At 56.2% G+C, this 23,857-nt stretch carries 23 protein-coding genes; 17 read left to right on the top strand and 6 right to left on the bottom strand.

What is annotated here, in order from left to right:
* Positions 1 to 58: 58 nt before the first annotated feature.
* The 6 genes from rng to csrD all read right to left on the bottom strand — a co-directional run bounded on the left by rng (position 59) and on the right by csrD (position 7,004).
* Positions 59 to 1,528 (bottom strand): ribonuclease G, encoded by a 1,470-nt coding sequence (gene rng, locus AB3U87_RS14490; protein WP_253457817.1) that lies wholly within the window; start codon positions 1,526 to 1,528, stop codon positions 59 to 61.
* Positions 1,518 to 2,111 carry a Maf family protein gene (locus tag AB3U87_RS14485; protein ID WP_253457814.1) on the bottom strand — a complete coding sequence of 198 codons (594 nt, stop codon included), beginning with the start codon at positions 2,109 to 2,111 and terminating at the stop codon, positions 1,518 to 1,520. Before AB3U87_RS14485 ends, rng begins: the two co-directional genes overlap by 11 nt.
* Positions 2,112 to 2,119: 8 nt before the next feature.
* Positions 2,120 to 2,608 (bottom strand): rod shape-determining protein MreD, encoded by a 489-nt coding sequence (gene mreD, locus AB3U87_RS14480; protein WP_253457811.1) that lies wholly within the window; start codon positions 2,606 to 2,608, stop codon positions 2,120 to 2,122.
* On the bottom strand, positions 2,605 to 3,633 hold the full coding sequence (gene mreC, locus AB3U87_RS14475) for a rod shape-determining protein MreC (RefSeq protein ID WP_394149496.1): 1,029 nt from the start codon (positions 3,631 to 3,633) through the stop codon (positions 2,605 to 2,607). The genes mreD and mreC overlap by 4 nt, the downstream gene beginning before the upstream one ends.
* Positions 3,634 to 3,697: 64 nt before the next feature.
* Positions 3,698 to 4,741, bottom strand: a complete 1,044-nt coding sequence (gene mreB / locus AB3U87_RS14470) for a rod shape-determining protein MreB (protein WP_003855260.1) — start codon at positions 4,739 to 4,741, stop codon at positions 3,698 to 3,700.
* Positions 4,742 to 5,054: 313 nt separating this feature from the next.
* Positions 5,055 to 7,004 carry an RNase E specificity factor CsrD gene (csrD, locus tag AB3U87_RS14465; protein ID WP_394149491.1) on the bottom strand — a complete coding sequence of 650 codons (1,950 nt, stop codon included), beginning with the start codon at positions 7,002 to 7,004 and terminating at the stop codon, positions 5,055 to 5,057.
* Positions 7,005 to 7,183: 179 nt separating this feature from the next.
* Here csrD and acuI point away from each other — a divergent pair, with 179 nt between their 5' ends.
* The 17 genes from acuI (at position 7,184) to AB3U87_RS14380 (ending at position 23,398) form a co-directional block, all read left to right on the top strand.
* Positions 7,184 to 8,161: an acrylyl-CoA reductase (NADPH) gene (gene acuI, locus AB3U87_RS14460; RefSeq protein ID WP_394149489.1), complete on the top strand. Its 978-nt coding sequence runs from the start codon at positions 7,184 to 7,186 to the stop codon at positions 8,159 to 8,161.
* 239 nt (positions 8,162 to 8,400) lie between these two features.
* A complete protein-coding gene (gene msrP, locus AB3U87_RS14455) occupies positions 8,401 to 9,408 on the top strand; it encodes a protein-methionine-sulfoxide reductase catalytic subunit MsrP (protein WP_394149487.1) in 1,008 nt (335 codons plus the stop codon).
* Positions 9,408 to 10,007 carry a protein-methionine-sulfoxide reductase heme-binding subunit MsrQ gene (gene msrQ, locus AB3U87_RS14450; RefSeq protein ID WP_253457796.1) on the top strand — a complete coding sequence of 200 codons (600 nt, stop codon included), beginning with the start codon at positions 9,408 to 9,410 and terminating at the stop codon, positions 10,005 to 10,007. The genes msrP and msrQ overlap by 1 nt, the downstream gene beginning before the upstream one ends.
* 216 nt (positions 10,008 to 10,223) lie before the next feature.
* Entirely contained in the window at positions 10,224 to 10,676 is a 453-nt protein-coding gene (aroQ, locus tag AB3U87_RS14445) for a type II 3-dehydroquinate dehydratase (RefSeq protein ID WP_199746318.1), read from the top strand.
* 21 nt (positions 10,677 to 10,697) lie between these two features.
* Positions 10,698 to 11,168, top strand: coding sequence for an acetyl-CoA carboxylase biotin carboxyl carrier protein (gene accB / locus AB3U87_RS14440; protein WP_125287048.1), 471 nt, complete (start codon positions 10,698 to 10,700; stop codon positions 11,166 to 11,168).
* An 11-nt stretch (positions 11,169 to 11,179) separates the two neighbouring features.
* A complete protein-coding gene (accC, locus tag AB3U87_RS14435; protein ID WP_253457793.1) occupies positions 11,180 to 12,529 on the top strand; it encodes an acetyl-CoA carboxylase biotin carboxylase subunit in 1,350 nt (449 codons plus the stop codon).
* Between the two features lie 67 nt (positions 12,530 to 12,596).
* Complete coding sequence (locus AB3U87_RS14430; RefSeq protein ID WP_125287046.1) at positions 12,597 to 12,833, top strand: YhdT family protein; 237 nt, start codon at positions 12,597 to 12,599, stop codon at positions 12,831 to 12,833.
* Entirely contained in the window at positions 12,830 to 14,257 is a 1,428-nt protein-coding gene (panF, locus tag AB3U87_RS14425) for a sodium/pantothenate symporter (protein ID WP_301250742.1), read from the top strand. Before AB3U87_RS14430 ends, panF begins: the two co-directional genes overlap by 4 nt.
* Positions 14,258 to 14,287: 30 nt before the next feature.
* Positions 14,288 to 15,169, top strand: coding sequence for a 50S ribosomal protein L11 methyltransferase (gene prmA / locus AB3U87_RS14420; protein ID WP_253457787.1), 882 nt, complete (start codon positions 14,288 to 14,290; stop codon positions 15,167 to 15,169).
* Between the two features lie 112 nt (positions 15,170 to 15,281).
* Positions 15,282 to 16,013, top strand: a complete 732-nt coding sequence (locus AB3U87_RS14415) for a carbonic anhydrase (RefSeq protein WP_367317853.1) — start codon at positions 15,282 to 15,284, stop codon at positions 16,011 to 16,013.
* A 295-nt stretch (positions 16,014 to 16,308) separates the two neighbouring features.
* Complete coding sequence (gene dusB, locus AB3U87_RS14410) at positions 16,309 to 17,274, top strand: tRNA dihydrouridine synthase DusB (protein ID WP_125287483.1); 966 nt, start codon at positions 16,309 to 16,311, stop codon at positions 17,272 to 17,274.
* A 24-nt stretch (positions 17,275 to 17,298) separates the two neighbouring features.
* The gene (fis, locus tag AB3U87_RS14405; protein WP_000462905.1) at positions 17,299 to 17,595 is read left to right on the top strand and encodes a DNA-binding transcriptional regulator Fis; all 297 of its coding nucleotides are present in this window, start codon (positions 17,299 to 17,301) and stop codon (positions 17,593 to 17,595) included.
* A 200-nt stretch (positions 17,596 to 17,795) separates the two neighbouring features.
* Positions 17,796 to 18,716, top strand: coding sequence for a kdo(2)-lipid IV(A) palmitoleoyltransferase (gene lpxP / locus AB3U87_RS14400; protein ID WP_253457781.1), 921 nt, complete (start codon positions 17,796 to 17,798; stop codon positions 18,714 to 18,716).
* 528 nt (positions 18,717 to 19,244) lie between these two features.
* Positions 19,245 to 20,270 carry an amino acid ABC transporter substrate-binding protein gene (locus AB3U87_RS14395; RefSeq protein ID WP_125287040.1) on the top strand — a complete coding sequence of 342 codons (1,026 nt, stop codon included), beginning with the start codon at positions 19,245 to 19,247 and terminating at the stop codon, positions 20,268 to 20,270.
* Positions 20,271 to 20,333: 63 nt separating this feature from the next.
* Positions 20,334 to 21,512: an amino acid ABC transporter permease gene (locus tag AB3U87_RS14390; protein ID WP_253457775.1), complete on the top strand. Its 1,179-nt coding sequence runs from the start codon at positions 20,334 to 20,336 to the stop codon at positions 21,510 to 21,512.
* A gap of 15 nt (positions 21,513 to 21,527) precedes the next feature.
* On the top strand, positions 21,528 to 22,628 hold the full coding sequence (locus tag AB3U87_RS14385; protein ID WP_253457773.1) for an amino acid ABC transporter permease: 1,101 nt from the start codon (positions 21,528 to 21,530) through the stop codon (positions 22,626 to 22,628).
* Between the two features lie 8 nt (positions 22,629 to 22,636).
* Positions 22,637 to 23,398: an amino acid ABC transporter ATP-binding protein gene (locus tag AB3U87_RS14380; protein ID WP_301250750.1), complete on the top strand. Its 762-nt coding sequence runs from the start codon at positions 22,637 to 22,639 to the stop codon at positions 23,396 to 23,398.
* The last annotated feature ends 459 nt before the right edge of the window (positions 23,399 to 23,857 follow it).

Here is a 23,857-nt window from a genome sequence, read left to right as displayed (position 1 = left end):
ACTGTATTTATCCCCGGTGGGGCGCGCTGGCTTTGTTCTGAGCGGGATAGCCGATGGCTTACATCATCACCACGTCAAACTGCTCCTGAGTATAGAGCGGTTCAATCTGTACTTTCACCTGCTTGCCGACGAATATCTCTACTTCCGCCAGCGCATGGGATTCGTCGGTTTTCAGCGCCTCGCCAACCGCAGGCGAAACGTAAACCAAAAAACGGTCCGAATCGTAGGCGTGATGAACGCGGACTATTTCGCGCATGATCTCATAGCAGACGGTTTCCACGGTTTTCAGCGTGCCGCGTCCTTTGCAGACCGGGCAGTCCTGACACAGCACATGCTCAATGCTTTCCCGCGTGCGTTTACGGGTCATCTCTACCAGCCCAAGCTGCGAGAAACCATTGATGCCGGTTTTAACCCGATCCTTACTCAGCGCCTGCTCCAGCGAGTGCAGCACGCGACGGCGGTGATCTTCGTTATTCATATCGATAAAGTCGATAATGATAATGCCGCCGAGGTTGCGCAGACGCAGCTGGCGGGCGATCGCCTGCGTCGCCTCGACGTTGGTGTTAAAGATGGTTTCATCCAGATTACGATGGCCGACAAAGGCGCCGGTATTGATATCGATGGTGGTCATCGCCTCGGTTTGGTCGATGATCAGATAGCCGCCGGATTTCAGCTCCACCTTGCGATCCAGCGAGCGCTGGATTTCGTTTTCCACATCGAACAAATCGAAAATCGGCTGCTTGCCGGTGTACAGCTCCAGCTTTGCCGTCATTTCAGGAATGTATTCGCTGGTGAACTCCACCAGATGTTCCCACGTCTGACGCGAATCGATACGGATACGATCCAGGGCGGCCCCGGCGAAATCGCGCAGGATACGCTGCGACAGCGCGACTTCACCATAGAGGCGGCAGCGGGTTTTATTGCGCTTTTTGCGCTCGATGACCTTAGTCCACAGGCGTTTTAGAAACGCGGCGTCGGAAGCCAGCTCCTGTTCGCCCACGCCTTCGGCGGCGGTGCGGATAATATAGCCGCCCAGCTCGTCGCAGTAGGCGGCCACCACGGACTTAAGACGCTCGCGCTCCGCTTCGCTTTCTATACGTTGCGAAACGCCAACGTGCGACGCGCCCGGCATAAAGACCAGATAGCGCGAAGGCAGCGTGATATCGGTGGTGAGACGCGCGCCTTTAGTGCCCAGCGGATCTTTCACCACCTGCACCATCAGATCCTGTCCCTGGCGAACCAGTTCGGAAATATCGCGTACGGAAAAGTTTTTACGCTCGTCGCCCGCTACGCATTCGGTATGCGGCATGATGTCGGAAGCGTGCAGAAAGGCGGCTTTTTCCAGCCCGATATCGACAAAGGCAGCCTGCATGCCCGGCAGAACCCGGCTGACGCGCCCTTTATAGATATTGCCGACAATGCCCCGGCGCGCTTCGCGTTCAATATGAATTTCCTGCAGAATGCCGCCGTCAATATAGGCGACGCGCGTTTCCGAAGGGGTAATATTTACCAGAAGTTCAGCCGTCATCTTGTTCCCTTACCTCACGCAGCGCGTGAAACTGGCTCAGCAGCTCAGCCGTTTCCACCAGGGGCAGCCCCACCACCGCGTGATAGCTTCCATTGATTTTTCTGACGAAATTCCCGCCCAGTCCCTGAATGCCATAGGCGCCCGCTTTATCCATCGGCTCGCCGCTGGCGATATAGGCCGCAATGTCCTCCTCGCTCAGCAGGCGAAAAGTGACTTCCGTTACCACCATGCACGCCAGCTGCCGTTGCCGATCGGCCAGCGCGACGGCCGTCATCACCTGATGCGTCTGGCCGGAAAGTTTAGCCAGCATCGCGGCGGCGGCGGCCTCGTCTGCCGGTTTCTCCAGCACTTCGTTGTTCAGCACCACGATGGTATCGGCGCCCAGCACCGGCAGATCCTGCTCCGCCACCGCCACGCCGGCCTGCGCTTTTTCCAGCGCCAGACGCCGGACGTAGGCTTCCGCCATTTCGCCGGGCTGCTGCCGCTCTTCAACCTGCGTGCTTAAACGCGCAAAACGCAGACCAAGCTGCGTAAGTAATTCACGACGACGGGGAGAACCGGAGGCCAGGTAAAGGGATATCATACTCTTCCTTATTGTACGGCAAACTGGCGACGTATTTTTCTCATCAGCAAGAACAGCCAGGGCCACAGAATACCGTCTATTACGCTGCTCCAGAAGATTTCCGGACGAAACGAGACGTTAATAACTAAAAATTCTGCCCAGAAGACAATGACATCCATCGCCAGCGACAGCACCATCACCATCAGCGCCTGCTGCCAGAGCGCCAGATTGCGGAATAGCTGGAATTTAAACGCCACCAGGTAAGCAAGGATGCTGAAAGCCAGCGCGCGCACGCCCAGCGTCGAGCCTGAAATCAGATCCATTATAGATCCCATCACAAAACCCGTGCCGACATTCACGCGATGCGGCAGCGCCAGCACCCAGTAAATCAGGATCAACAGCAGCCAGGAAGGCCGGAACATATAGAGCTGATCGGGCCACGGCATGATTTGCAGCACCAGCGCCACCAGAAACGAGCACCAGATAACCCAGCGACCATGGCTGCGATAGCTGCTCAAGGCTGGCCTCTGCGCGAGGCGGGCGCGGCAGCGGCAGGCGCGGCCTGAGCCGCAGGCGTTGTCTGGCCGGTTGTCGATGCGTTATCCGGCGCAGGCGGCCCCATCATTTCGCTGGCGGCCGGCAGCACCTGCGGCATCATCTGCATCAGGCGCTCGTTGGCGACACGGTGCACTTCGTCCGGCGCCATCGGCATGGTGCCGTTGCGATCCGCGCCCCACAGCAGCAGCAGATAGCGCAAGCGTTGCAGGCCCGCCGTCGGACGCGCCTGGATCACGGTATAGGCGCGCTGCGTATCGAGCTTCACGGAGGACACCACGCCGACCGGGTAGCCTTCCGGGAAGCGACCGCCGAGGCCGGAAGTGACCAGCACGTCGCCCACACGGATATCGGTGTTGCCCGGCAGGTGCTCAAGCTGAAGATCTTCCGTACAGCCGTTGCCCGCCGCAATCACGCGGATATCGTTGCGCAATACCTGAATCGGCAGCGCGTGAGAGGAGTCGCAAATCAGCATGACGCGGCTGGTGATTTTACCGACGGCGACGACCTGGCCGACCACGCCTTTATCGCTGATAACCGGCTGGCCTTCGTAAACGCCGTTTACGCTGCCTTTGTCGATTACCACCTGATCGGTATAGGGATCCGTGCCGGTAGAGATGACCTGGGTGACCATCTTGTGCTCGTCCTGTCGCAGCGGCGAACCAAGCAGCTCGCGCAGACGCGCGTTTTCCTGCTTAAATTGCCCCAGCATCAGCAGCTCGCTGTTTTTCAGCATCAGCTCGCGGTGCAGGGCTTTGTTTTCCAGCTCAAGCTGCTGGCGAGAGGCCAGCGTGTCGGAAACGCTGTCCAGAATCTGACGTGGCCCGTTGGCCAGAAAATAGAATGGGCTGACCGCCGTATCCATGTAGGTGCGTACCTGGCTGAAAGCGCCCATACGGCTGTCGGCGATAATCACGCCTATCGCTACCACAACTGCCAGAAACAAGCGTAACTGCAGGGATGGGCCCCTGCTGAAGATCGGCTTCATAAACTCGGCGTATTCCTCGACATCATTAACAAGACGCGCGGGACCCGCGCGCCTTCATGGCAAATTATTCTTCGCTGAACAAATCGCCGCCGTGCATGTCGATCATTTCCAACGCCTTACCGCCGCCGCGTGCGACGCAGGTCAGCGGATCTTCAGCCACTACCACCGGAATACCGGTTTCTTCCATCAGCAGACGGTCAAGGTTGCGCAGCAGCGCACCGCCGCCGGTCAGCACCATGCCGCGCTCGGAGATGTCAGAGGCCAGCTCTGGCGGACACTGTTCCAGCGCAACCATCACCGCGCTAACGATGCCGGTCAGCGGCTCCTGGAGCGCCTCCAGAATTTCGTTGGAGTTCAGCGTAAAGCCGCGAGGCACGCCTTCCGCCAGGTTACGACCGCGCACTTCGATCTCACGCACTTCGTCGCCCGGATAAGCGGAGCCGATCTCATGTTTGATTCGTTCAGCGGTGGCTTCGCCGATCAGCGAGCCGTAGTTACGGCGCACGTAATTAATGATGGCTTCGTCAAAGCGATCGCCGCCGATGCGCACGGAAGAGGAGTAAACCACGCCGTTCAGAGAGATCACCGCAACTTCCGTGGTGCCGCCGCCGATATCGACCACCATTGAACCGGTCGCTTCCGAAACCGGCAGGCCAGCACCGATAGCGGCTGCCATCGGCTCTTCAATCAGGAAAACTTCACGCGCGCCTGCGCCCTGTGCGGATTCACGGATCGCACGGCGTTCAACCTGGGTCGCGCCGACAGGCACACACACCAGCACGCGCGGGCTTGGGCGCATAAAGCTGTTGCTGTGAACCTGTTTGATAAAGTGTTGCAGCATCTTTTCGGTCACAAAGAAGTCGGCGATCACGCCGTCTTTCATTGGACGGATAGCAGCGATATTGCCGGGGGTACGACCCAGCATCTGCTTGGCGTCATGACCTACTGCCGCGACGCTCTTTGGGGAACCGGCACGATCCTGACGAATAGCAACGACGGAAGGCTCATTCAGAACGATGCCCTGTCCTTTCACATAAATCAGGGTATTGGCGGTACCCAGGTCGATGGACAAGTCGTTGGAAAACATGCCACGGAATTTTTTAAACATACTGAAGGATAATCCTGCTAGCTGGGGGCGGATAATAAAATCCGCTTACTTTACCAACCACACGAAGCAGCGACAAGGCGCAAAAACGCTCTACTTCGGTGAAAAATCACGCTATCTCTCGCCTGAGTCACAACCCAAAAAACTACGCGAGCAGAATGCCTGAGTTCAGGCGCATCGCCCCTGTTTTAAGGCCGTTTTACGGACATAACGTACATGAATTTTTACATATTTAGGCACTGCTTTACCGCCCGTCAAACGTAGCCGGCACCACAGCTGCGCGGCTATTCTACGTGAAATCCGGCTTAACGGCAGACTAAACTCGATATCTTTGCGAATATTTTTTCATATCGCCTGTCAGCAGCTGCGAAGGAGCAAAAAAATCGCCCTGGCCGCCGTTTATCCCTGACTCCGTTAAGGTTTGCCATTCACTTCGGGTTTTTACGCCTGCGGCGAAAACCTGCGTTGACGTACCCTTGCAGCTTTCGAGCAAACTCTGCACAAACAGCTGATTCTCCTTGCGACGGTCAATATTGCGCACCAGACCGGGATGCAGCTTGATCAGTTCCGGCGACACCACCTTGATGTAGACCGTGCTGACCAGCGTTAACCCCGCCTGGATAATGGCAATACGGCAGCCAAAACCTTTCAGTAAATGAAAGGCGCCGTGCAAGCGGCAGAGATGTTGACCTACATCCGCTTCCGCAAGTTCAAATAAAATACGGTTTCTTTGTGATTTAGTGTATTGCAGCAGCATATCGCGCAGCCAAATCTGGAAAGGACGCTGCAGGAGCGCATCGATCGTCAGCGGTATCGCCAGCGTTTCCTCCGGCCAGGCCTGGATAAAGCTCAGGATGCGGCTTATTAAAATTCGGTCATAACCTTCGGCCATGCCCAGCTGCTGCACCAGCGGCAGATATTCAGCCGCCGCCAGCTCGGTTTTGCCGTCAAAGATCCTCGGCATGATTTCGCGATGGTGCAGCCGCCCTTCCCGCGTTACCGCCGGTTTCTGATACAAACGCGGCCCGCCGCGACTGAGGGTATTTTCCAGCAGCGTGCGCCACTTGACGCTGCCGCGGCTCAGCTCCGGCGCCGGTTTTTCGCTGACCGACCAGTTATTGCCGCCCAGCAGCGCCGCGTGCCGCGTGGCCAGCTCGACGTTTTCCATGACCTGCTGCGTGGTTTGCCCGCTTTGCCAGGCGCTGATGCCGATATGGATCATATCTTCCCGATCCAGCATGCGCGTGGGCGGCAGCGCGTCCACGGCTTTGATCAGCTGGGAGGCGATGCTGTCGGCATCCTTCAGGCTGCGATGCGGCAGCAGAACGGCGAAATCACTGCGGAAATAGCGTGCCAGCAGCGCACCCGGATAGCGCATCACGAAGGTAGACAGCAGGTTCACCAGGCCGAAAAGGTAATCCTGCACGGGCGCATGGCCCCAGTTGTCACGCAGCGTGTCGAGATCCGGCAGGCGGATCATCATTACCATGCCGTGCGCGCCGGCGGTTTCGCTATCTTCCAGCAGCGTGGCCAGCTGGTTGTCGAAGAAAAGGCGGTTATGCAGGCCGGTCATGGGATCCTGCGCGGCGAAAGCCCGGATCAGCGTATCAACGCGATTGCGGCGCTCGGAGGCTTCCTGCAAATCGCCGAGCAGCAGATCCAGCGCGCTGCTGGCCTTGGGCGGCCACTCCAGCACGGAACCCGGGCGCACGGTTTCTCTTTCGCCCCTCAGCACTTTTGCCGCGCGATTTTCCAGCCGCTCCATGCCTTCAAGCTGTCGGTACAGCCAGCGATGCGAGAAAAACAGGATCAGCAGCAGGATACCGATCGCCAGCACCAGCAGGCTTAAGATGGACGCGCCAATAAAGGACATCAGCCAGGTTTTCGCGCTGTCTATCCAGACGATATGCAGCACGTACCGGGCATGTTTGCTCAGAGGGATAACGCTGTCGCGATAGCGGTTAGGCTCATCTTCCATCAGCGCATCCTGATGGCGGGAAAGGGTTTTAACGGGCTGATTATTTACCATGAAAGTGATGCGAACAACCTGTAAAGGCCCCATCACCTGCGACAGCCCCGGGGCTATCTGGTCAGGAGATTGATGGTCGAGTGCCCTGTCGATGTCGTCCGCCATCGTCTGCAGACGATGCTCAGCGCGCAAATCGCTAAGGTAATAAAAGCTCATTACGCCGCCCACCAGCATGACAAGCATGACCAGTGCGCTGACAAAGGTAATCATTGCGGAGAGTTTGGTGGTTAATCGCATCCTTGTGCTCTTTGGCTACCGTGAAAGAGACGCCGTAGCAAAAAGCAGTAACGGCGAATGGCTTTGCAGAGACCTTCCTCATGCTTTTATGCATCTTAAACAAAATTTTACTGATTGCCGGGAGTATAGTGAGGTCAGACTTTTATTATACCTTTCCGTTCCATTTTCAGGAGATTCTCATGCACGCACTGGTTCTCGAACAGTCCGAAGGCAAAACCCTGGCCACGGTAAAACAGCTCAGCCCGGACGCCCTGCCGCCGGGCGAGGTGACGGTAGATGTCAGCTGGTCAGGCCTGAACTACAAAGATGCGCTGGCGATTACCGGCAAAGGGAAAATCATTCGGCAGTTTCCGATGGTGCCCGGCATCGATTTTGCAGGCCAGGTGCGCCATAGCGAAGATCCGCGCTTTCATACCGGACAACAGGTGCTGCTGACCGGCTGGGGCGTAGGGGAAAATCACTGGGGCGGCCTGGCGGAACAGGCCAGGGTAAAAGGCGACTGGCTGACGCCGATGCCGGAAGGGCTTGATGGCCGTCGGGCGATGATTATCGGCACGGCCGGCCTGACCGCTATGCTGTGCGTCATGGCGCTGGAGGAAGGCGGCGTGCGGCCTGACAGCGGCGAGGTGATAGTGACCGGCGCCAGCGGCGGCGTGGGCAGCACGGCGGTTTCCCTGCTCAGCTCGCTCGGCTATCGGGTGACAGCGGTAAGCGGCAGACCCTCCACCCATGACTATCTTCACCAGCTGGGCGCCAGCGAGATCCTGCCGCGCGAGGCTTTCAGCGCCGACAGCCGACCGCTGGAAAAACAGCGCTGGGCCGGCGCGGTGGATACCGCTGGTGATAAGGTGCTGGCGAGCGTGCTGGCGCAGATGAACTACGGCGGCGTGGTGGCGGCCTGCGGCCTGGCGGCCGGATTTGCATTGCCAACCACCGTAATGCCTTTTATTCTGCGCAACGTGCGCCTTCAGGGCGTTGATTCCGTTACGGCACCCGCAGAGCGTCGCCTTACGGCCTGGAAAAGGCTGGTTAAAACGCTGCCAGACGCGTTTTATCAGCAGGCGACAACGGAAATTGCGCTGGCCGATGCCGCTGCCAGCGCGGCCAAACTGCTTAATAACGAGATTACCGGCCGGACGCTGGTAAAAATTCGCTAGCGCGTTATATCACCTGGCGTGCCGATCCCGCCAGGTGGTTTTTATCGCGCGCCGCTTGCCGCCCGGCGTAGCGAACCCGCCTTATATTTACCTTTCTTCAACATTCACATAACTGATTACACTTCCTGCTCTCTTAACGGTTTTACGGAGCTGATATTCTGCGCGCCAGCCGCTTTTTTATTCGCTGAATTCGCTTTTTTTGGTCATGCTAAAAAGTGACCGTCTCTGGAGACACAGCCATGAAGCCCGTTGATAAACTCACTGAAAACGATGTTACCCCGGAAAGCATTTTCAACGCCCGGCGTCGCCAGGTAATGAAAGCGCTGGGGATTAGCGCCGCCGCGCTGTCGGTGCCGACGGCCCGCGCCGACGTGCTTTCCTGGCTACAGGGAAAAGGCAAAGAGACCCAGAAAGCGCCGGCCGGTAAACCGCTCGACTTCAGCAAGCCCGCACAGTATCAGGCCGACTTAGCGTTGACGCCGGAAGATAAGGTAACGGGCTACAACAACTTTTATGAATTCGGCCTGGATAAAGCGGATCCGGCGGCCAACGCCGGCTCGTTGAAAACCGCCGACTGGAAAATCGAGATCGGCGGCGAAGTAATGAAGCCGATGACGCTGGATATGGACGATATCTTTAAGCGGTTTCCGTTAGAGCAGCGTATTTATCGGATGCGCTGCGTAGAGGCCTGGTCGATGGTGGTGCCCTGGATTGGGTTCGAGCTGGGCAAGCTGTTAAAAGCCGCAGAGCCGACCAGCAATGCGCGCTATGTCGCCTTTCAAACGATTTACGCGCCGGAAGAGATGCCGGGCCAGCGCGATCGCTTTGTCGGCGGCGGCATCGATTATCCCTATGTGGAAGGGCTGCGGCTGGATGAAGCGATGCATCCGCTGACCATGTTAACCACCGGCGTTTACGGCAAAGCGCTGCCGCCGCAAAACGGTGCGCCGATCCGCCTGACCGTGCCGTGGAAATACGGGTTTAAGGGCATCAAGTCCATCGTGAAAATTACCCTGGTCAAGGCGCAGCCGCCGACTACCTGGAACCTGCTGGCCTCGAACGAGTATGGCTTCTACGGCAATGTGAATCCGCATGTCGATCATCCGCGCTGGTCGCAGGCTACGGAGCGTTTTATCGGCTCCGGCGGCATTCTGGACGTCAAGCGTCAGCCCACGCTGCTGTTTAACGGCTATGCCGACCAGGTGGCTTCCCTCTATAAGGGATTAGATCTGCGGGAGAACTTCTAGTGCGTCTGACGGGCAAGCAGATCACCGGCCTGAAAGTACTGCTGCATCTGGCCGGTTTTTTACCTTTTCTCTGGCTGATCCTGTCCATTAACCAGGGCTGGCTGAGCGCCGATCCGGCAAAGGATATCCAGCATTTTACCGGCCGGATGGCCCTGAAGTTCCTGCTCGGCACGCTGCTGGTCACGCCGCTGGCGCGCTACGGCAGGCAGCCGCTGCTTATCCGCGTCCGTCGCCTGCTGGGACTGTGGTGTTTTGCCTGGGCCACGCTGCATCTGGTCAGCTATTCGCTGCTCGAGCTGGGTATCGCTAACCTCAGCCTGCTGGGTTCGGAGCTGATCTCGCGTCCCTACCTGACGCTGGGGATTATCAGCTGGTTTATCCTGCTGCTGCTGTCGCTGACCTCTTTTCAGAAGGCGCAGCGAAAATTGGGCAAAAACTGGCAAAAGCTGCACAACGCCATTTATCTCGTCCTGATCCTGGCACCTGTCCACTATCTGTGGTCGGTTAAAACGTTCTCGCCCCAGCCCTGGATCTACGCGTCTCTGGCCCTGATCCTGCTGCTGTGGCGCTATAAGAAATTCCGTCAGTGGCTGCGATAAAACGTGCGCCGCCGCGCATAACCGGATGCTTTCTTAGGCGTCCGGTGGATTATCTTCGCTGATACGACCAGTATTTAGCTGCGAATTGCGTTGAAATCGTTATAATGCCCGGTTTTAAACCCGTGCAGGGGCCAAATTTCACCGTGAAAGGTGACAAATGGCTTTTCGCATTGTATTTTGTGCGATGCCTCAATTATCGCAGGAGATAGCAGCAAGATGGCTGAAAAGTTTCACATACTGCTTTTGAATGGTCCCAACCTGAACCTCCTTGGCACTCGCGAGCCGGAGAAGTACGGCAGCACGACCCTTCCCGATCTCGTCAGCGGGCTAACTGCGCAGGCTGACGCGCTCAATGTGAAGCTGAGTCATCTGCAGTCTAACGCGGAACACGCGTTAATTGACCGCATTCATGAGGCGAGAGGCAATGTCGATTATATCGTCATTAACCCGGCGGCCTATACGCATACCAGCGTGGCGCTTCGTGATGCCCTGCTTGCAGTCAGCATCCCGTTTATTGAAGTGCACCTGTCCAATGTGCATGCCCGCGAGCCTTTCCGCCATCATTCTTATCTTTCTGATATTGCTGCTGGCGTAATTTGTGGACTTGGCGTCGACGGTTATTCCTGGGCTTTACAGACGGCGGTTAAACGCCTGTCACAATCTAATTAAACAGAGTACGGAACCACACTAATGGATATTCGTAAGATTAAAAAACTGATCGAACTGGTTGAAGAATCAGGCATTGCTGAACTGGAAATTTCTGAAGGTGAAGAGTCCGTTCGCATCAGTCGTTCCCCGGCCAATTCAGGCTACCCAATGATGCAGCAGGCCTGGGCTGCCCCAATGCAGCCGCAGCCAGCGCTGGCAACCGCCGTGGCACCAGCCACCACGCCAGCGATGGAAGCGCCTGCCGCTGCCGAGATCAGTGGCCACATCGTACGTTCACCAATGGTCGGTACTTTCTACCGCACGCCAAGCCCGGACGCGAAAGCCTTTGTCGAAGTCGGCCAGAAAGTTAACGCTGGCGACACCCTGTGCATCGTTGAAGCGATGAAAATGATGAACCAGATCGAAGCCGATAAGTCCGGCGTGGTAAAAGCGATCCTGGTCGAAAGCGGTCAGCCAGTAGAATTTGACGAGCCGCTGGTAGTCATCGAATAACGAGGCGAACCATGCTGGAAAAAATTGTAATTGCTAACCGTGGTGAAATCGCGCTGCGTATTCTGCGCGCCTGTAAAGAACTGGGCATCAAGACCGTGGCCGTGCATTCAAGCGCCGACCGCGATCTGAAACACGTGCTGCTGGCCGATGAGACCGTTTGTATCGGGCCTGCGCCATCTGTTAAAAGCTATCTGAACATCCCGGCGCTGATCTCTGCCGCAGAGATCACCGGCGCGGTGGCTATCCACCCAGGCTACGGCTTCCTCTCTGAGAACGCCGATTTTGCCGAACAGGTGGAGCGCTCCGGCTTTATCTTTATCGGCCCTAAAGCCGACACCATCCGTCTGATGGGCGATAAAGTTTCCGCCATCACCGCGATGAAAAAAACCGGCGTGCCAACCGTACCAGGTTCTGACGGCTCGCTGGGCGACGATATGGAAAAAAACCGCGCCATCGCTCAACGTATCGGTTATCCGGTTATCGTTAAGGCTTCCGGCGGCGGCGGCGGTCGTGGGATGCGCGTTGTGCGCCACGACAAGGATCTTGAGCAATCCATCAACATGACGAAGGCGGAAGCCAAAGCGGCTTTCAACAACGACATGGTTTACATGGAGAAATTCCTCGAGAACCCGCGCCATATCGAAATTCAGGTACTGGCTGACGGCCAGGGCCACGCCATCTATCTGGCCGAGCGCGACTGCTCCATGCAGCGTCGCCACCAGAAAGTGGTGGAAGAGGCGCCAGCGCCGGGCATCACGGAAGAACAGCGCCGCTTTATCGGCGATCGCTGTGCGAAAGCCTGTATCGATATCGGCTACCGTGGCGCGGGCACCTTTGAGTTCCTGTTCGAGAACGGCGAGTTCTACTTCATTGAGATGAACACCCGTATCCAGGTTGAGCATCCGGTTACCGAGATGATCACCGGCGTCGATCTGATCAAAGAGCAGCTGCGTATCGCTGCCGGTCAGCCGCTGTCGATCAAACAGGAAGACGTAGTGGTTCGCGGCCATGCGGTCGAGTGCCGTATCAACGCGGAAGATCCGAACACCTTCCTGCCAAGCCCGGGTAAAATCACGCGCTTCCATGCCCCTGGCGGCTTCGGCGTGCGTTGGGAGTCTCATATTTACGCGGGCTATACCGTACCGCCGTACTATGACTCCATGATCGGCAAGCTGATCACCTACGGTGAGACGCGTGACGTGGCTATTGCCCGTATGAAGAACGCACTGGCGGAACTGATCATCGACGGCATCAAGACTAACGTCGAGCTGCAGATGAAGATCATGAGCGACGAAAACTTCCAGATCGGTGGCACCAACATCCACTATCTGGAGAAAAAACTCGGCATTCAGGAAACCTGATCCGCCAGAGGTAATAAAGGAAGGCCGGTCTGACCGGCCTTTTTCTTTGCCTGTTACGGGAGGAAAAATGGAAAAACGCTTTGTGCAGGCGCATCGCGAGGCGCGCTGGTCGTTCTGGCTGGCGGTCGCCTATGTGGCCGCCTGGTCGCTGACGGCCGCTTTTGGCGGCAATCAGCCGGGCATCACCGGCCTGCCCCACTGGTTCGAAATGGCCTGTCTGCTGGTGCCGCTGCTGTTTATCTTTTTCTGCTGGCTGATGATCAAACGGATCTTTCGTGATATTTCGCTGGAGGATACGCCGTGAAGGCCGGGATCGTTCTGCCCCTTATCGCCTATCTGCTGCTGGTGGCGGCGCTTTCCGTCTACGCGATGCGTAAACGGCGCGAAGGCAACTTTCTTACCGAATATTTTCTCGGCAGCCGCTCGATGGGCGGGTTTGTGCTGGCGATGACGCTGACTACCACCTATATCAGCGCGAGTTCCTTTATCGGCGGGCCTGGCGCCGCCTATAAATATGGGCTGGGCTGGGTGCTACTGTCGATGGTGCAGGTGCCCGCCGTCTGGCTGTCGCTGGGCGTTTTAGGCAAGAAGTTCGCTATTCTGGCCCGGCGCTATAACGCGCTGACGCTTAACGATATGCTCTACGCCCGCTATCGCAGCCCGCTGCTGGTCTGGTTTGCCAGCCTCAGCCTGCTGATCGCCTTTATTGGCGCGATGACCGTGCAGTTTATCGGCGGCGCGCGGCTGCTGGAAACCGCAGCGGGCATTCCTTACAGCAGCGGCCTGCTGATTTTCGGCGGCGCTATTGCGCTCTATACCGCTTTCGGCGGCTTCCGCGCCAGCGTGCTGAACGATGCCTTACAGGGCGTGGTTATGCTGCTTGGCACCTTTATCCTGCTGTTTGCGGTGATCCATAGCGCAGGCGGGATGCACAGCGCGGTACAGAAGCTGCAGCAGATCGATCCGCAGCTGATTTCGCCAGGCGGCGTGGATAATATCCTCAGCCCGACCTTTCTGGCCTCTTTCTCGGTGCTGGTCTGTTTTGGCGTGATCGGCCTGCCGCATACCGCCGTACGTTGTATCTCGTATAAAGACAGCAAGGCCGTGCATCGCGGCATCCTGCTGGGCACCGTAGTCGTGACCGTACTGATGTTCGGCATGCATCTGGCTGGCGCGCTGGGTCGCGCCGTGATGCCGGGCCTGACCGTGCCGGATCTGGTGATCCCGACGTTGATGATCCACGTTTTGCCGCCGCTGGCCGCCGGGATCTTCCTGGCCGCGCCGATGGCCGCCATTATGTCGACGATCAACGCGCAGCTGTTGCAGTCTTCCGCCACGATCGTCAAGGATCTCTTTTTGCGCGTGCGCCCGCAGCAGTTGGATAACGAGCCGCTGCTCAGAAAGATCTCCGCGACGGTCACGCTGGTGCTGGGCCTGCTGCTGCTGGTGGCGGCCTGGAATCCGCCCGATATGCTGATCTGGCTTAACCTGCTGGCTTTCGGCGGTCTGGAAGCGGTATTTCTGTGGCCGCTGGTGCTGGGGTTATACTGGGAGAAAGCCAATGCTGCCGGCGCACTCAGCAGCATGATCGGCGGCGCGGGCTGCTATACCCTGCTGGCCAGCTTTTCACTGCAGCCGTGGGGGTTTCACCCGATTGTGCCTTCGCTACTGCTGAGCCTGATTGCCTTCGTAATCGGCAACCGTTTTGGCCGCCCTGTCCGGCCTTAGCCTTTATTTGTTTGACTAAAGAGAATCGCAATGCCCTGGATACAAATGAAAATCAACACCACCGGCGACCAGGCTGAAGAGCTGGGCGACGCGCTGATCGAGAACGGGGCTGTCTCGGTCACGTTTCAGGATACGCACGACAATCCGGTGTTTGAACCGCTGCCTGGCGAAACGCGCCTGTGGGGCGATACCGATGCGATCGGCCTGTTTGATGCCGAAACCGACATGCAGGACGTGATTGCCAGTCTGGAACAGCATCCGCTGCTGGGCGTCGGCTTCCACCACAAAATTGAGCAGATAGAAGACAAGGACTGGGAGCGGGAATGGATGGAAAACTTCCATCCGATGCGTTTTGGTCAGCGCCTGTGGATTTGCCCAAGCTGGCGCGACGTGCCGGATCCGAATGCGGTCAACGTGATGCTGGATCCCGGCCTGGCGTTTGGCACCGGCACCCATCCCACGACGGCGATGTGCCTGAGCTGGCTGGACGGCCTGGATCTGGCCGGTAAAACCGTGATCGATTTTGGCTGCGGCTCCGGCATTCTCGCTATCGCGGCGCTGAAGCTGGGTGCGGCACAGGCTATTGGTATCGACATCGATCCGCAGGCGATCCAGGCCAGCCGTGACAATGCCGAGCGCAACGGCGTGTCGGAACGTCTGTCGCTTTACCTGCCTCACGAGCAGCCAGAGAACCTCAGCGCAGATGTCGTGGTCGCTAATATCCTTGCCGGCCCGCTGCGTGAGCTGGCGCCGCTTATCAGCGTGCTGCCGGTTTCCGGCGGTCATCTGGGTCTTTCCGGCGTGCTGGCGAGCCAGGCGGACGGCGTGTGCGAAGCCTATGCGGATAAGTTCGTGCTCGATCCGGTGGCGGAAAAAGAAGAGTGGTGCCGCATTACCGGCGTGCGTCGCTAAACTATCGGTTTCCAGGGACGGATTCAGATAGATTTCCTCTACCATAGGCTTATTATCAGCAGGGTTATTTAATCGCGCCGGCCTGTGCCGGCTACTTCAAGGGATAATGAAGATGAGAAGATATGCTCTGCTGTTCTCCTGCCTTGCCGCTTTGCCCGTCATGGCTGAACCGGCTATTCACTGGTCTTATGAAGGCCAGGGCTCGCCTGAACACTGGGCCGAGCTGGGTGATGAGTTTCAAACCTGTAAAACCGGCCAGTATCAGTCCCCCGTCGATATTACCCGGGTTATTGACGGCAAGCTGCCGCCGCTGGGCATAAACTTTCATACCGATACCAAAACCATTGTTAACAATGGCCACACTATCCAGGTTACGGTGAAGGACAGCGACGATTTTCAGCTTGATAATGACGCATTCGTGCTTAAACAGTTCCATTTTCACGCGCCCAGCGAAAATCACCTTTTCGGCAAAAGCTTTCCGCTTGAAGCGCATTTTGTTCATGCCAACAAGCAAGGCGAGCTGGCCGTGCTGGCCGTTATGTTTGAAACCGGCGCTGAAAACAGCGCGCTTAAGCCGCTGCTCGCGTCCCTGCCCGCACAGCAAAACCAGGTTGAAACCATGAAGCAAAGCATGGATCTCGCCACGCTTTTTCCCGCCGGGAAACACTACTACCGCTTTAGCGGTTCGCTGACTACGCCGCCCTGCACGGAAGGCGTGCGCTGGCTGATTCTGAAGCAGCCCGTTACGCTCTCTCCGGCCCAGCTGGCGGTTTTTGAGCACGCGCTTAAACATGCTAATAATCGCCCCTTGCAGCCTCTGCACGGTCGAATAATTGCCGAATAGCAGTACGCTATTTCGCCTTTTTTTGCAGGCGTATGGCGGCGCTTGTCGCGCTTAGTGCCTGAAGCGCCGCAATTTATAGTGTTAACTGCCTCACAAAAAAAGAAAAATATTTGTTCATCATTTAATCGTTAAAATTCAATCTATTGTTAAATAAGGATATTTATTCGTCTCACCGTCTCCGCAGGCCGACAATGCCGGTTTGAAGGGGGAATTGTTCAAAGTTTGGCCTTTCATCTTCTTAAAAAAATGCGTAATATACGCCGCCTTGCGAACACACTATGGTCACTTTTTTTTCATGCGCATAGGAAACCACCAGCTTCGCAATCGCCTGATTGCAGCACCAATGGCCGGAATTACCGACAGGCCTTTCCGGACGCTTTGTTACGCAATGGGCGCTGGTATGACCGTATCGGAGATGCTGTCGTCAAACCCGGAAGTCTGGGCCAGCGACAAATCCCGACTGCGTATGGTACACAGTGATGAGCCCGGTATTCGTACCGTGCAGATTGCCGGTTGTGATCCTGATGAGATGGCTGAAGCCGCGCGCATTAACGCTTTATCGGGCGCGCAGGTTATCGATATCAACATGGGCTGTCCGGCTAAAAAGGTGAATCGGAAAATGGCGGGCTCTGCCCTGCTGCAGCATCCAGAGCTGGTAAGGTCTATCCTTTCAGCGGTGGTCAATGCGGTGGATGTGCCCGTTACGCTAAAGATTCGCACCGGCTGGGACGTGGACAACCGCAATTGTGTTGAGATTGCCCAATTGGCTGAACGTTGTGGCATTCAGGCCCTGACCATTCACGGACGCACACGCGCGTGTTTGTTCAACGGCGAAGCTGAATATGACAGCATTCGGACAGTTAAGCAGAGTGTCTCTATCCCCGTAATCGCGAACGGAGACATTACTGACCCGCATAAAGCCAGAGCCGTGCTTGACTATACGGGGGCAGATGCCCTGATGATAGGACGCGCGGCTCAGGGAAGACCGTGGATCTTCCGGGAAATCCAGCATTATCTGGACACTGGGGAGCTGCTGGCACCAATGCCACTGGCTGAAGTAAAGCGCTTGCTCATTGGGCACCTACGGGAACTGCACGACTTTTATGGTCACCGCAAAGGATACCGTATTGCCCGGAAGCACGTCTCCTGGTATCTCCAGGAGCACGCCCCAAACGACCAGTTTCGGCGCACATTCAACGCCATTGAGGATGCCAGCGAACAGCTGGAGGCGTTGGAGGCATACTTCGAAAAACTTGCATAATAGAAATAAAGAGCTGACAGAACTATGTTCGAACAACGCGTAAATTCTGACGTACTGACCGTTTCAACCGTTAACTCCCAGGATCAGGTGACTCAAAAGCCTCTGCGTGACTCGGTCAAACAGGCACTGAAGAACTATTTTGCTCAACTGAATGGTCAGGATGTTAATGACCTGTATGAGCTGGTTTTGGCTGAAGTGGAACAGCCACTGTTGGACATGGTGATGCAATATACCCGTGGCAACCAGACCCGTGCAGCCCTGATGATGGGTATCAACCGCGGTACGCTGCGTAAGAAACTGAAAAAATACGGCATGAACTAAGTTTCGGTTCATTGTGACGGAGGCGCTACGTACTGTTAGCGCCTTTTTTAATGGCCGCCGTTCAGACAAAATTGTCTTGATTGTGTAAATAACAGACATTTACCTCAACTTCCTGCCAATCTCGTTGTCCTATACCCTGTACCGCTACGGATTAACGTCTTTATGCGCTACATCTTCCATGCACGCATAAAGAGAGATATATGAAGGTATCCCCCCGCTTTACCCGCAGCCTGATGCACCCTCGTTACTGGATCACCTGGGCTGGTCTGGGACTGCTGTTTTTACTGGTTCAGCTGCCGTTTCCGCTTCTGCAAAAGCTGGGAACCTGGATGGGCCGTACTTCAATGCGGTTTTTAAAGCGCCGTATCCGCATTACCCGTCGTAACCTTGAGCTCTGCTTCCCGGATATGCCGGAAGCGCAAATCGAGCAGCGTATCGTACGCAATTTTGAATCGCTGGGAATGGGCCTGCTGGAAACCGGTATGGCCTGGTTCTGGTCCGATCGCCGGGTGAAGCGCTGGTTTACCGTTAACGGCCTTCACAATTTACAGGCGGCACAACAAGAAGGCCGCGGCGCGCTGATTATCGGCGTGCATTTTATGTCGCTGGAGCTGGGCGGCAGGGCCATGGGCCTGTGTCAGCCGATGATGGCGATGTATCGCCCGCATAACAACAAGCTGATGGAATGGGTACAGACCAAAGGACGGATGCGTTCCAATAAGGCGATGATTAACCGCCGCGATCTGCGTGGCATGGTGCAGGCGTTGAAACAGGGTGAAGCCGTTTGGTTTGCGCCCGATCAGGACTACGGCCCGAAGGGCAGCGTGTTCGCGCCGCTGTTTGCCGTACCGCAGGCGGCTACCACCAGCGGCACCTGGATGCTGGCCCGCATGGCTAAGCCAGCCATGATCACCGTTGTGCTGATCCGTAATGACGACGGCAGCGGTTATGAACTGGTGATCCAACCTGAACTGAAAGATTACCCCATTGCCGATGAGCAGCAGGCTGCTGCCTATATGAATAAGGTGATTGAGACGGAGATCATGCGTGCGCCCGAGCAGTATATGTGGCTGCACCGCCGCTTTAAAACGCGTCCTGATGGCGCACAGCCACTTTACTGAGGCGTCTTAACGTTTATGAACCAGCCCGCAGCGGCTGGTTTTTTTGCCTCTCTTTTGCTTGCGTCTTCTGCCTTCTGCCTCTCTTCTGCCTGCTTCTGCCTTCTGCCTTCCCCTGCAGCTACCAACTTGCCGCTTCCTGCTTCTGGCTTGTCCTTCCTGCTTGCTCTTTGCTCTTTGCTGCTTGCTGCTTGCTCCTTACTCCTTGTTCCTTGTTCCTTGCTCCTTGCTCCTTGCTGCTTGCTGCTTGGCGCAACAATAATCGCGCTTTTGCTCACACCGCGTAAATTTTAAGAAACATTTCGCACCATTTGTGACCAGCCGCGCGGCTTTTGCCTCTGTTTGGTGCGCAATATTAGGCAAACTTTCTATACGCTTCCGATTATTAACAAACCTTTCCATGAAATTCAGGATGCTGCAAATCTGGCATTGCCTTTGCAGTGTCGTGGATGGCTCTTGCCACAGACAGGAAAAGTGCACCGCAGCGTGCACTAAAACATAACAAAACGCTTACGCCACACAGGATGCTTTATGAAAAAAATGATGCTCTCCACTTTGGTGGCCGCTGCAGCGCTGTTTGCAGTCGCTAATCAGGCCCATGCCGGTGCTACGCTGGATGCGATTAAAAAGAAAGGGTTTGTGCAGTGCGGGATCAGTGACGGCCTGCCTGGCTTCTCGTTTGCGGATGCCAGCGGTAAATTTAGCGGTATCGATGTGGATGTTTGCCGTGCCGCAGCGGCGGCCGTGTTTGGCGATGCGACAAAAGTAAAATACACCCCGTTAACGGCTAAAGAGCGCTTTACCGCTCTGCAATCCGGCGAAGTCGATATCCTTTCCCGCAATACTACCTGGACCTCCTCGCGCGATGGCGGTATGGGCTTTATTTTTGCCGGCGTAAATTACTATGACGGTATTGGTTTTTTGACTCACCAGAAAGCGGGCCTTAAAAGCGCGAAAGAGCTGGATGGCGCCACGGTTTGTATCCAGGCGGGAACGGATACCGAACTGAACGTCGCCGACTATTTCAAAGCCAACAAAATGCAGTACACGCCTGTGACCTTCGATCGCTCTGACGAATCGGCAAAAGCACTGGATACCGGCCGCTGCGATACGCTGGCCTCTGACCAGTCGCAGCTGTATGCCCTGCGCATCAAGTTAGGCAAGCCGGACGAATTTATCGTGCTGCCGGAAGTGATCTCAAAAGAGCCTTTAGGGCCGGTGGTTCGCCGTGGCGATGATGACTGGTACACCATCGTTAAGTGGTCGCTGTTTGCGATGCTGAACGCGGAAGAGATGGGCATCACCTCAACGAACGTTGACCAGATGGCCGCTAAGCCTTCCACGCCGGATATGGCGCACCTGCTGGGTTCAGAAGGCGATTTCGGCAAGGATCTCAAGCTGAATAACAAATGGGCTTTCAATATCATTAAACAGGTAGGCAACTATCAGGAAGTATTCGATCGTAACGTCGGTAAAGACAGCCAGCTGAAAATCGCACGTGGTCAGAATGCGCTGTGGAACAAAGGCGGCATTCAGTACGCGCCACCGGTACGTTAATTCCCGCTGCAACAGGGCGCCAATCGGCGCCTTCGTCAGAATTTTCGTGACTGAGGTTTCAACATGTCTCAACGCCCGTCCGTAAAAAGGGATATCTCCTTTAGCAATCCTGCGGTGCGCGCCTGGCTGTACCAGATTATCGCCGTGGTGCTGGTGCTGGCCGTAGCTGGCTATCTTATCCACAATACGGTGATTAACCTGGCCAACCGCGGCATCACCTCCGGCTTTGGCTTCCTGGAGCGCAGTGCGGGCTTCGGCATCGTTCAGCATCTTATCGATTACAGCGAAGCCGATACCTATGCCCGCGTCTTTTTGGTCGGCCTGACCAATACGCTGCTGGTCTCCGCGCTCTGTATTGTATTCGCCTCTTTGCTGGGCTTTTTCATTGGCCTTGCCCGCCTGTCGGATAACTGGCTGCTGCGCAAGCTTTCAACCATCTATATCGAAATCTTCCGCAATATTCCGCCGCTGCTGCAAATCTTCTTCTGGTACTTTGCCGTGCTGCGCAATCTGCCGGGCCCACGCCAGGCGATGAACGCCTTCGATCTGGCCTTCATCAGTAATCGCGGCCTTTACATTCCCTGGCCGGCATACGCCCCTGGCACATGGCCTTTTCTTCTCTCCCTGCTGCTTGCTGCGGCATGCAGCGTTGCGCTGTTTCGTTATAACCGTAGCTATCAGTTGAAAACGGGCCAGCTGAGACGTAGCTGGCCTGCCATACTGGCTATGTTCATTGTTTTCCCTTTGCTCGCTCATCTGGCTTTTGGCGTGCCGATGCACTGGGATGTACCGCTGCTGCGCGGCTTCAATTTCCGCGGCGGTTTTGTGCTGATCCCGGAGCTTGCGGCGCTGACGCTGGCGCTGTCTATCTATACCTCTTCTTTTATTGCTGAGGTGATCCGTGCCGGGATCCAGTCCGTACCGCACGGGCAAAGTGAAGCAGCTCGCTCGCTTGGTCTGCCGAATCCGGTCACGCTACGTCAGGTTATTATTCCTCAGGCGATGCGCGTCATTATCCCGCCGTTGACCAGCCAGTATCTGAACATTGTTAAGAACTCCTCGCTGGCGGCGGCAATCGGCTATCCCGATATGGTGTCGCTGTTTGCCGGCACGGTGCTGAACCAGACGGGACAGGCCATTGAAACCATCGCGATCACTATGGGCGTTTACCTGATTATCAGCCTGTTGATTTCGCTGTTGATGAATATCTATAACCGCAAAATACGGCTGATTGAGCGTTAAGAGAACGGAATAACTATGACTTTAGCCACGCATGATACGCAGCCTGTGCCGGTAAGTTCTTTTACGCGAGCCGTGAAATGGGCCAGAAAAAATCTGTTCTCAAGCTGGGGCAATTCGCTGCTGACGCTGTTCTGCCTGTGGGTGATCTGGAGTGTGATACCGCCAGCGCTGAACTGGCTGATTTTTCAGGCTAACTGGATCGGCACTACCCGCGCGGACTGTACCAAAGATGGCGCCTGCTGGGTGTTTATCCATGCCCGCTTTGGCCAGTTTATGTATGGTCTTTATCCTCATGAGCTGCGCTGGCGCATTAATCTGGCCCTGGTTATCGGCCTGCTCAGCATCATCCCGATGTTTATTAAGTCGCTCCCGCGCCGGGGAAGTTATATCGCCGTATGGGCAATTGTTTATCCTGTGGTGGTATGGGTTCTGCTTTATGGCGGCTTCTTTGGGCTTGAACGCGTTGAAACGCGCCAGTGGGGCGGACTCACGCTGACGCTGATTATCGCCTCCGTGGGTATCGCTGGCGCACTGCCGCTCGGTATCCTGCTTGCGCTGGGACGCCGCTCCACGATGCCCGTAGTGCGCTCTCTGTCGATTATCTTTATCGAGTTCTGGCGAGGCGTTCCCCTGATCACGGTGCTGTTTATGTCCTCGGTAATGCTGCCGCTGTTTATGGCGGAAGGCAGCAGCATCGATAAACTAATCCGGGCGTTGGTAGGCGTGATCCTTTTCCAGTCGGCTTATGTAGCAGAAGTGGTACGCGGCGGTTTACAGGCGCTGCCGAAAGGACAGTATGAAGCCGCCGAGTCGCTGGCGCTGGGCTACTGGAAAACGCAGGGGCTGGTTATCCTGCCCCAGGCGCTAAAAATGGTCATTCCCGGCCTCGTCAATACGATTATCGCGCTTTTTAAAGATACCAGCCTGGTGATTATCATCGGGCTTTTCGATCTCTTCAGCAGCGTCCAGCAGGCTACGGTCGATCCCGCCTGGCTTGGTATGTCCACCGAAGGGTACGTTTTTGCCGCGCTGGTTTACTGGATTTTCTGTTTTAGCATGTCGCGCTACAGCCAGTATCTGGAAAGGCGTTTTCACACCGGGCGCACGCCGCACTGAGGCTTACAATGACTAATTCTTTGATTCAATCGGATGAAGCGATGATGATTACGCTGGAAAAAGTTAACAAATGGTATGGGCAGTTTCATGTGCTGAAAGACATTAATTTGCAGGTAAAAGCACGCGAACGCATCGTTCTTTGCGGCCCTTCCGGCTCCGGCAAATCCACCACTATTCGCTGTATCAATCATCTGGAAGAGCATCAGCAGGGTCGTATTGTTGTGGATGGCATCCACCTGAACGATGATTTACGCAATATTGAGCGTGTGCGAACGGAAGTCGGCATGGTGTTTCAACATTTTAACCTTTTTCCGCACCTGAGCGTGCTGCAAAACTGCACGCTGGCGCCGATTTGGGTACGCAAAACGCCAAAGAAAGAGGCTGAAGCGCTGGCGATGCACTATCTGGAGCGCGTACGCATTGCGGAACATGCGCACAAGTTTCCCGGCCAGCTTTCTGGTGGTCAGCAGCAGCGTGTGGCTATTGCCCGTTCGCTTTGCATGAAGCCCAAAATCATGTTGTTTGATGAGCCGACTTCCGCGCTGGATCCCGAAATGGTAAAAGAAGTGCTGGATACCATGATTGGTCTGGCGGAAGACGGCATGACCATGCTCTGCGTGACGCATGAGATGGGCTTTGCCCGCACCGTGGCGGATCGGGTGATCTTTATGGATCGTGGGGAAATCGTTGAGCAGGCACCGCCGCAGGAGTTCTTCTCCGCACCAAAATCGGAGCGAACCCGGGCTTTTCTTTCGCAGGTTATTCATTAAAACCGATACTGACAACGACCGGCTTAGCCGTGCAAATCTGATGCGAAGACCGAAGCCCTGGTATTTTACCGGGGTTTTTTACTGTTCAGTTTGGCGCTGAGCCGGGGCTGAATAGACGTGGGGACGGGATCGCGCCGCAGAGGGCCGGCGGCGGCCGCTTTTCTGACCGTTTTAAAATAAGGTCGGCGGCCACAGCCGCATTATTAACGTCCGGCAAAGAGCCCGGGTGCCGTGGCGGGGCTGAAAGAGAAGGCGGACGCGCGTTTTACGGGTACGGAAACGGGTGCATTCCACAGCGTGCAGCACGGACGCAGGGAGCGGTCACGCAGAGAGTTTCCGGCCCACAAACGCAAAAAACCCCGACCGTGAGGTCGGGGTTATCGCAATTTGATGCCTGGCAGTTCCCTACTCTCGCATGGGGAGGCCCCACACTACCATCGGCGCTACGGCGTTTCACTT

Origin of the sequence: Erwinia plantamica (assembly GCF_043420595.1) — a bacterium.
Taxonomy (GTDB): domain Bacteria; phylum Pseudomonadota; class Gammaproteobacteria; order Enterobacterales; family Enterobacteriaceae; genus Erwinia; species Erwinia aeris.
The sequence above is the reverse complement of the archived record's forward strand: the minus strand, read 5'-3'. Positions and strand labels throughout refer to the sequence as shown.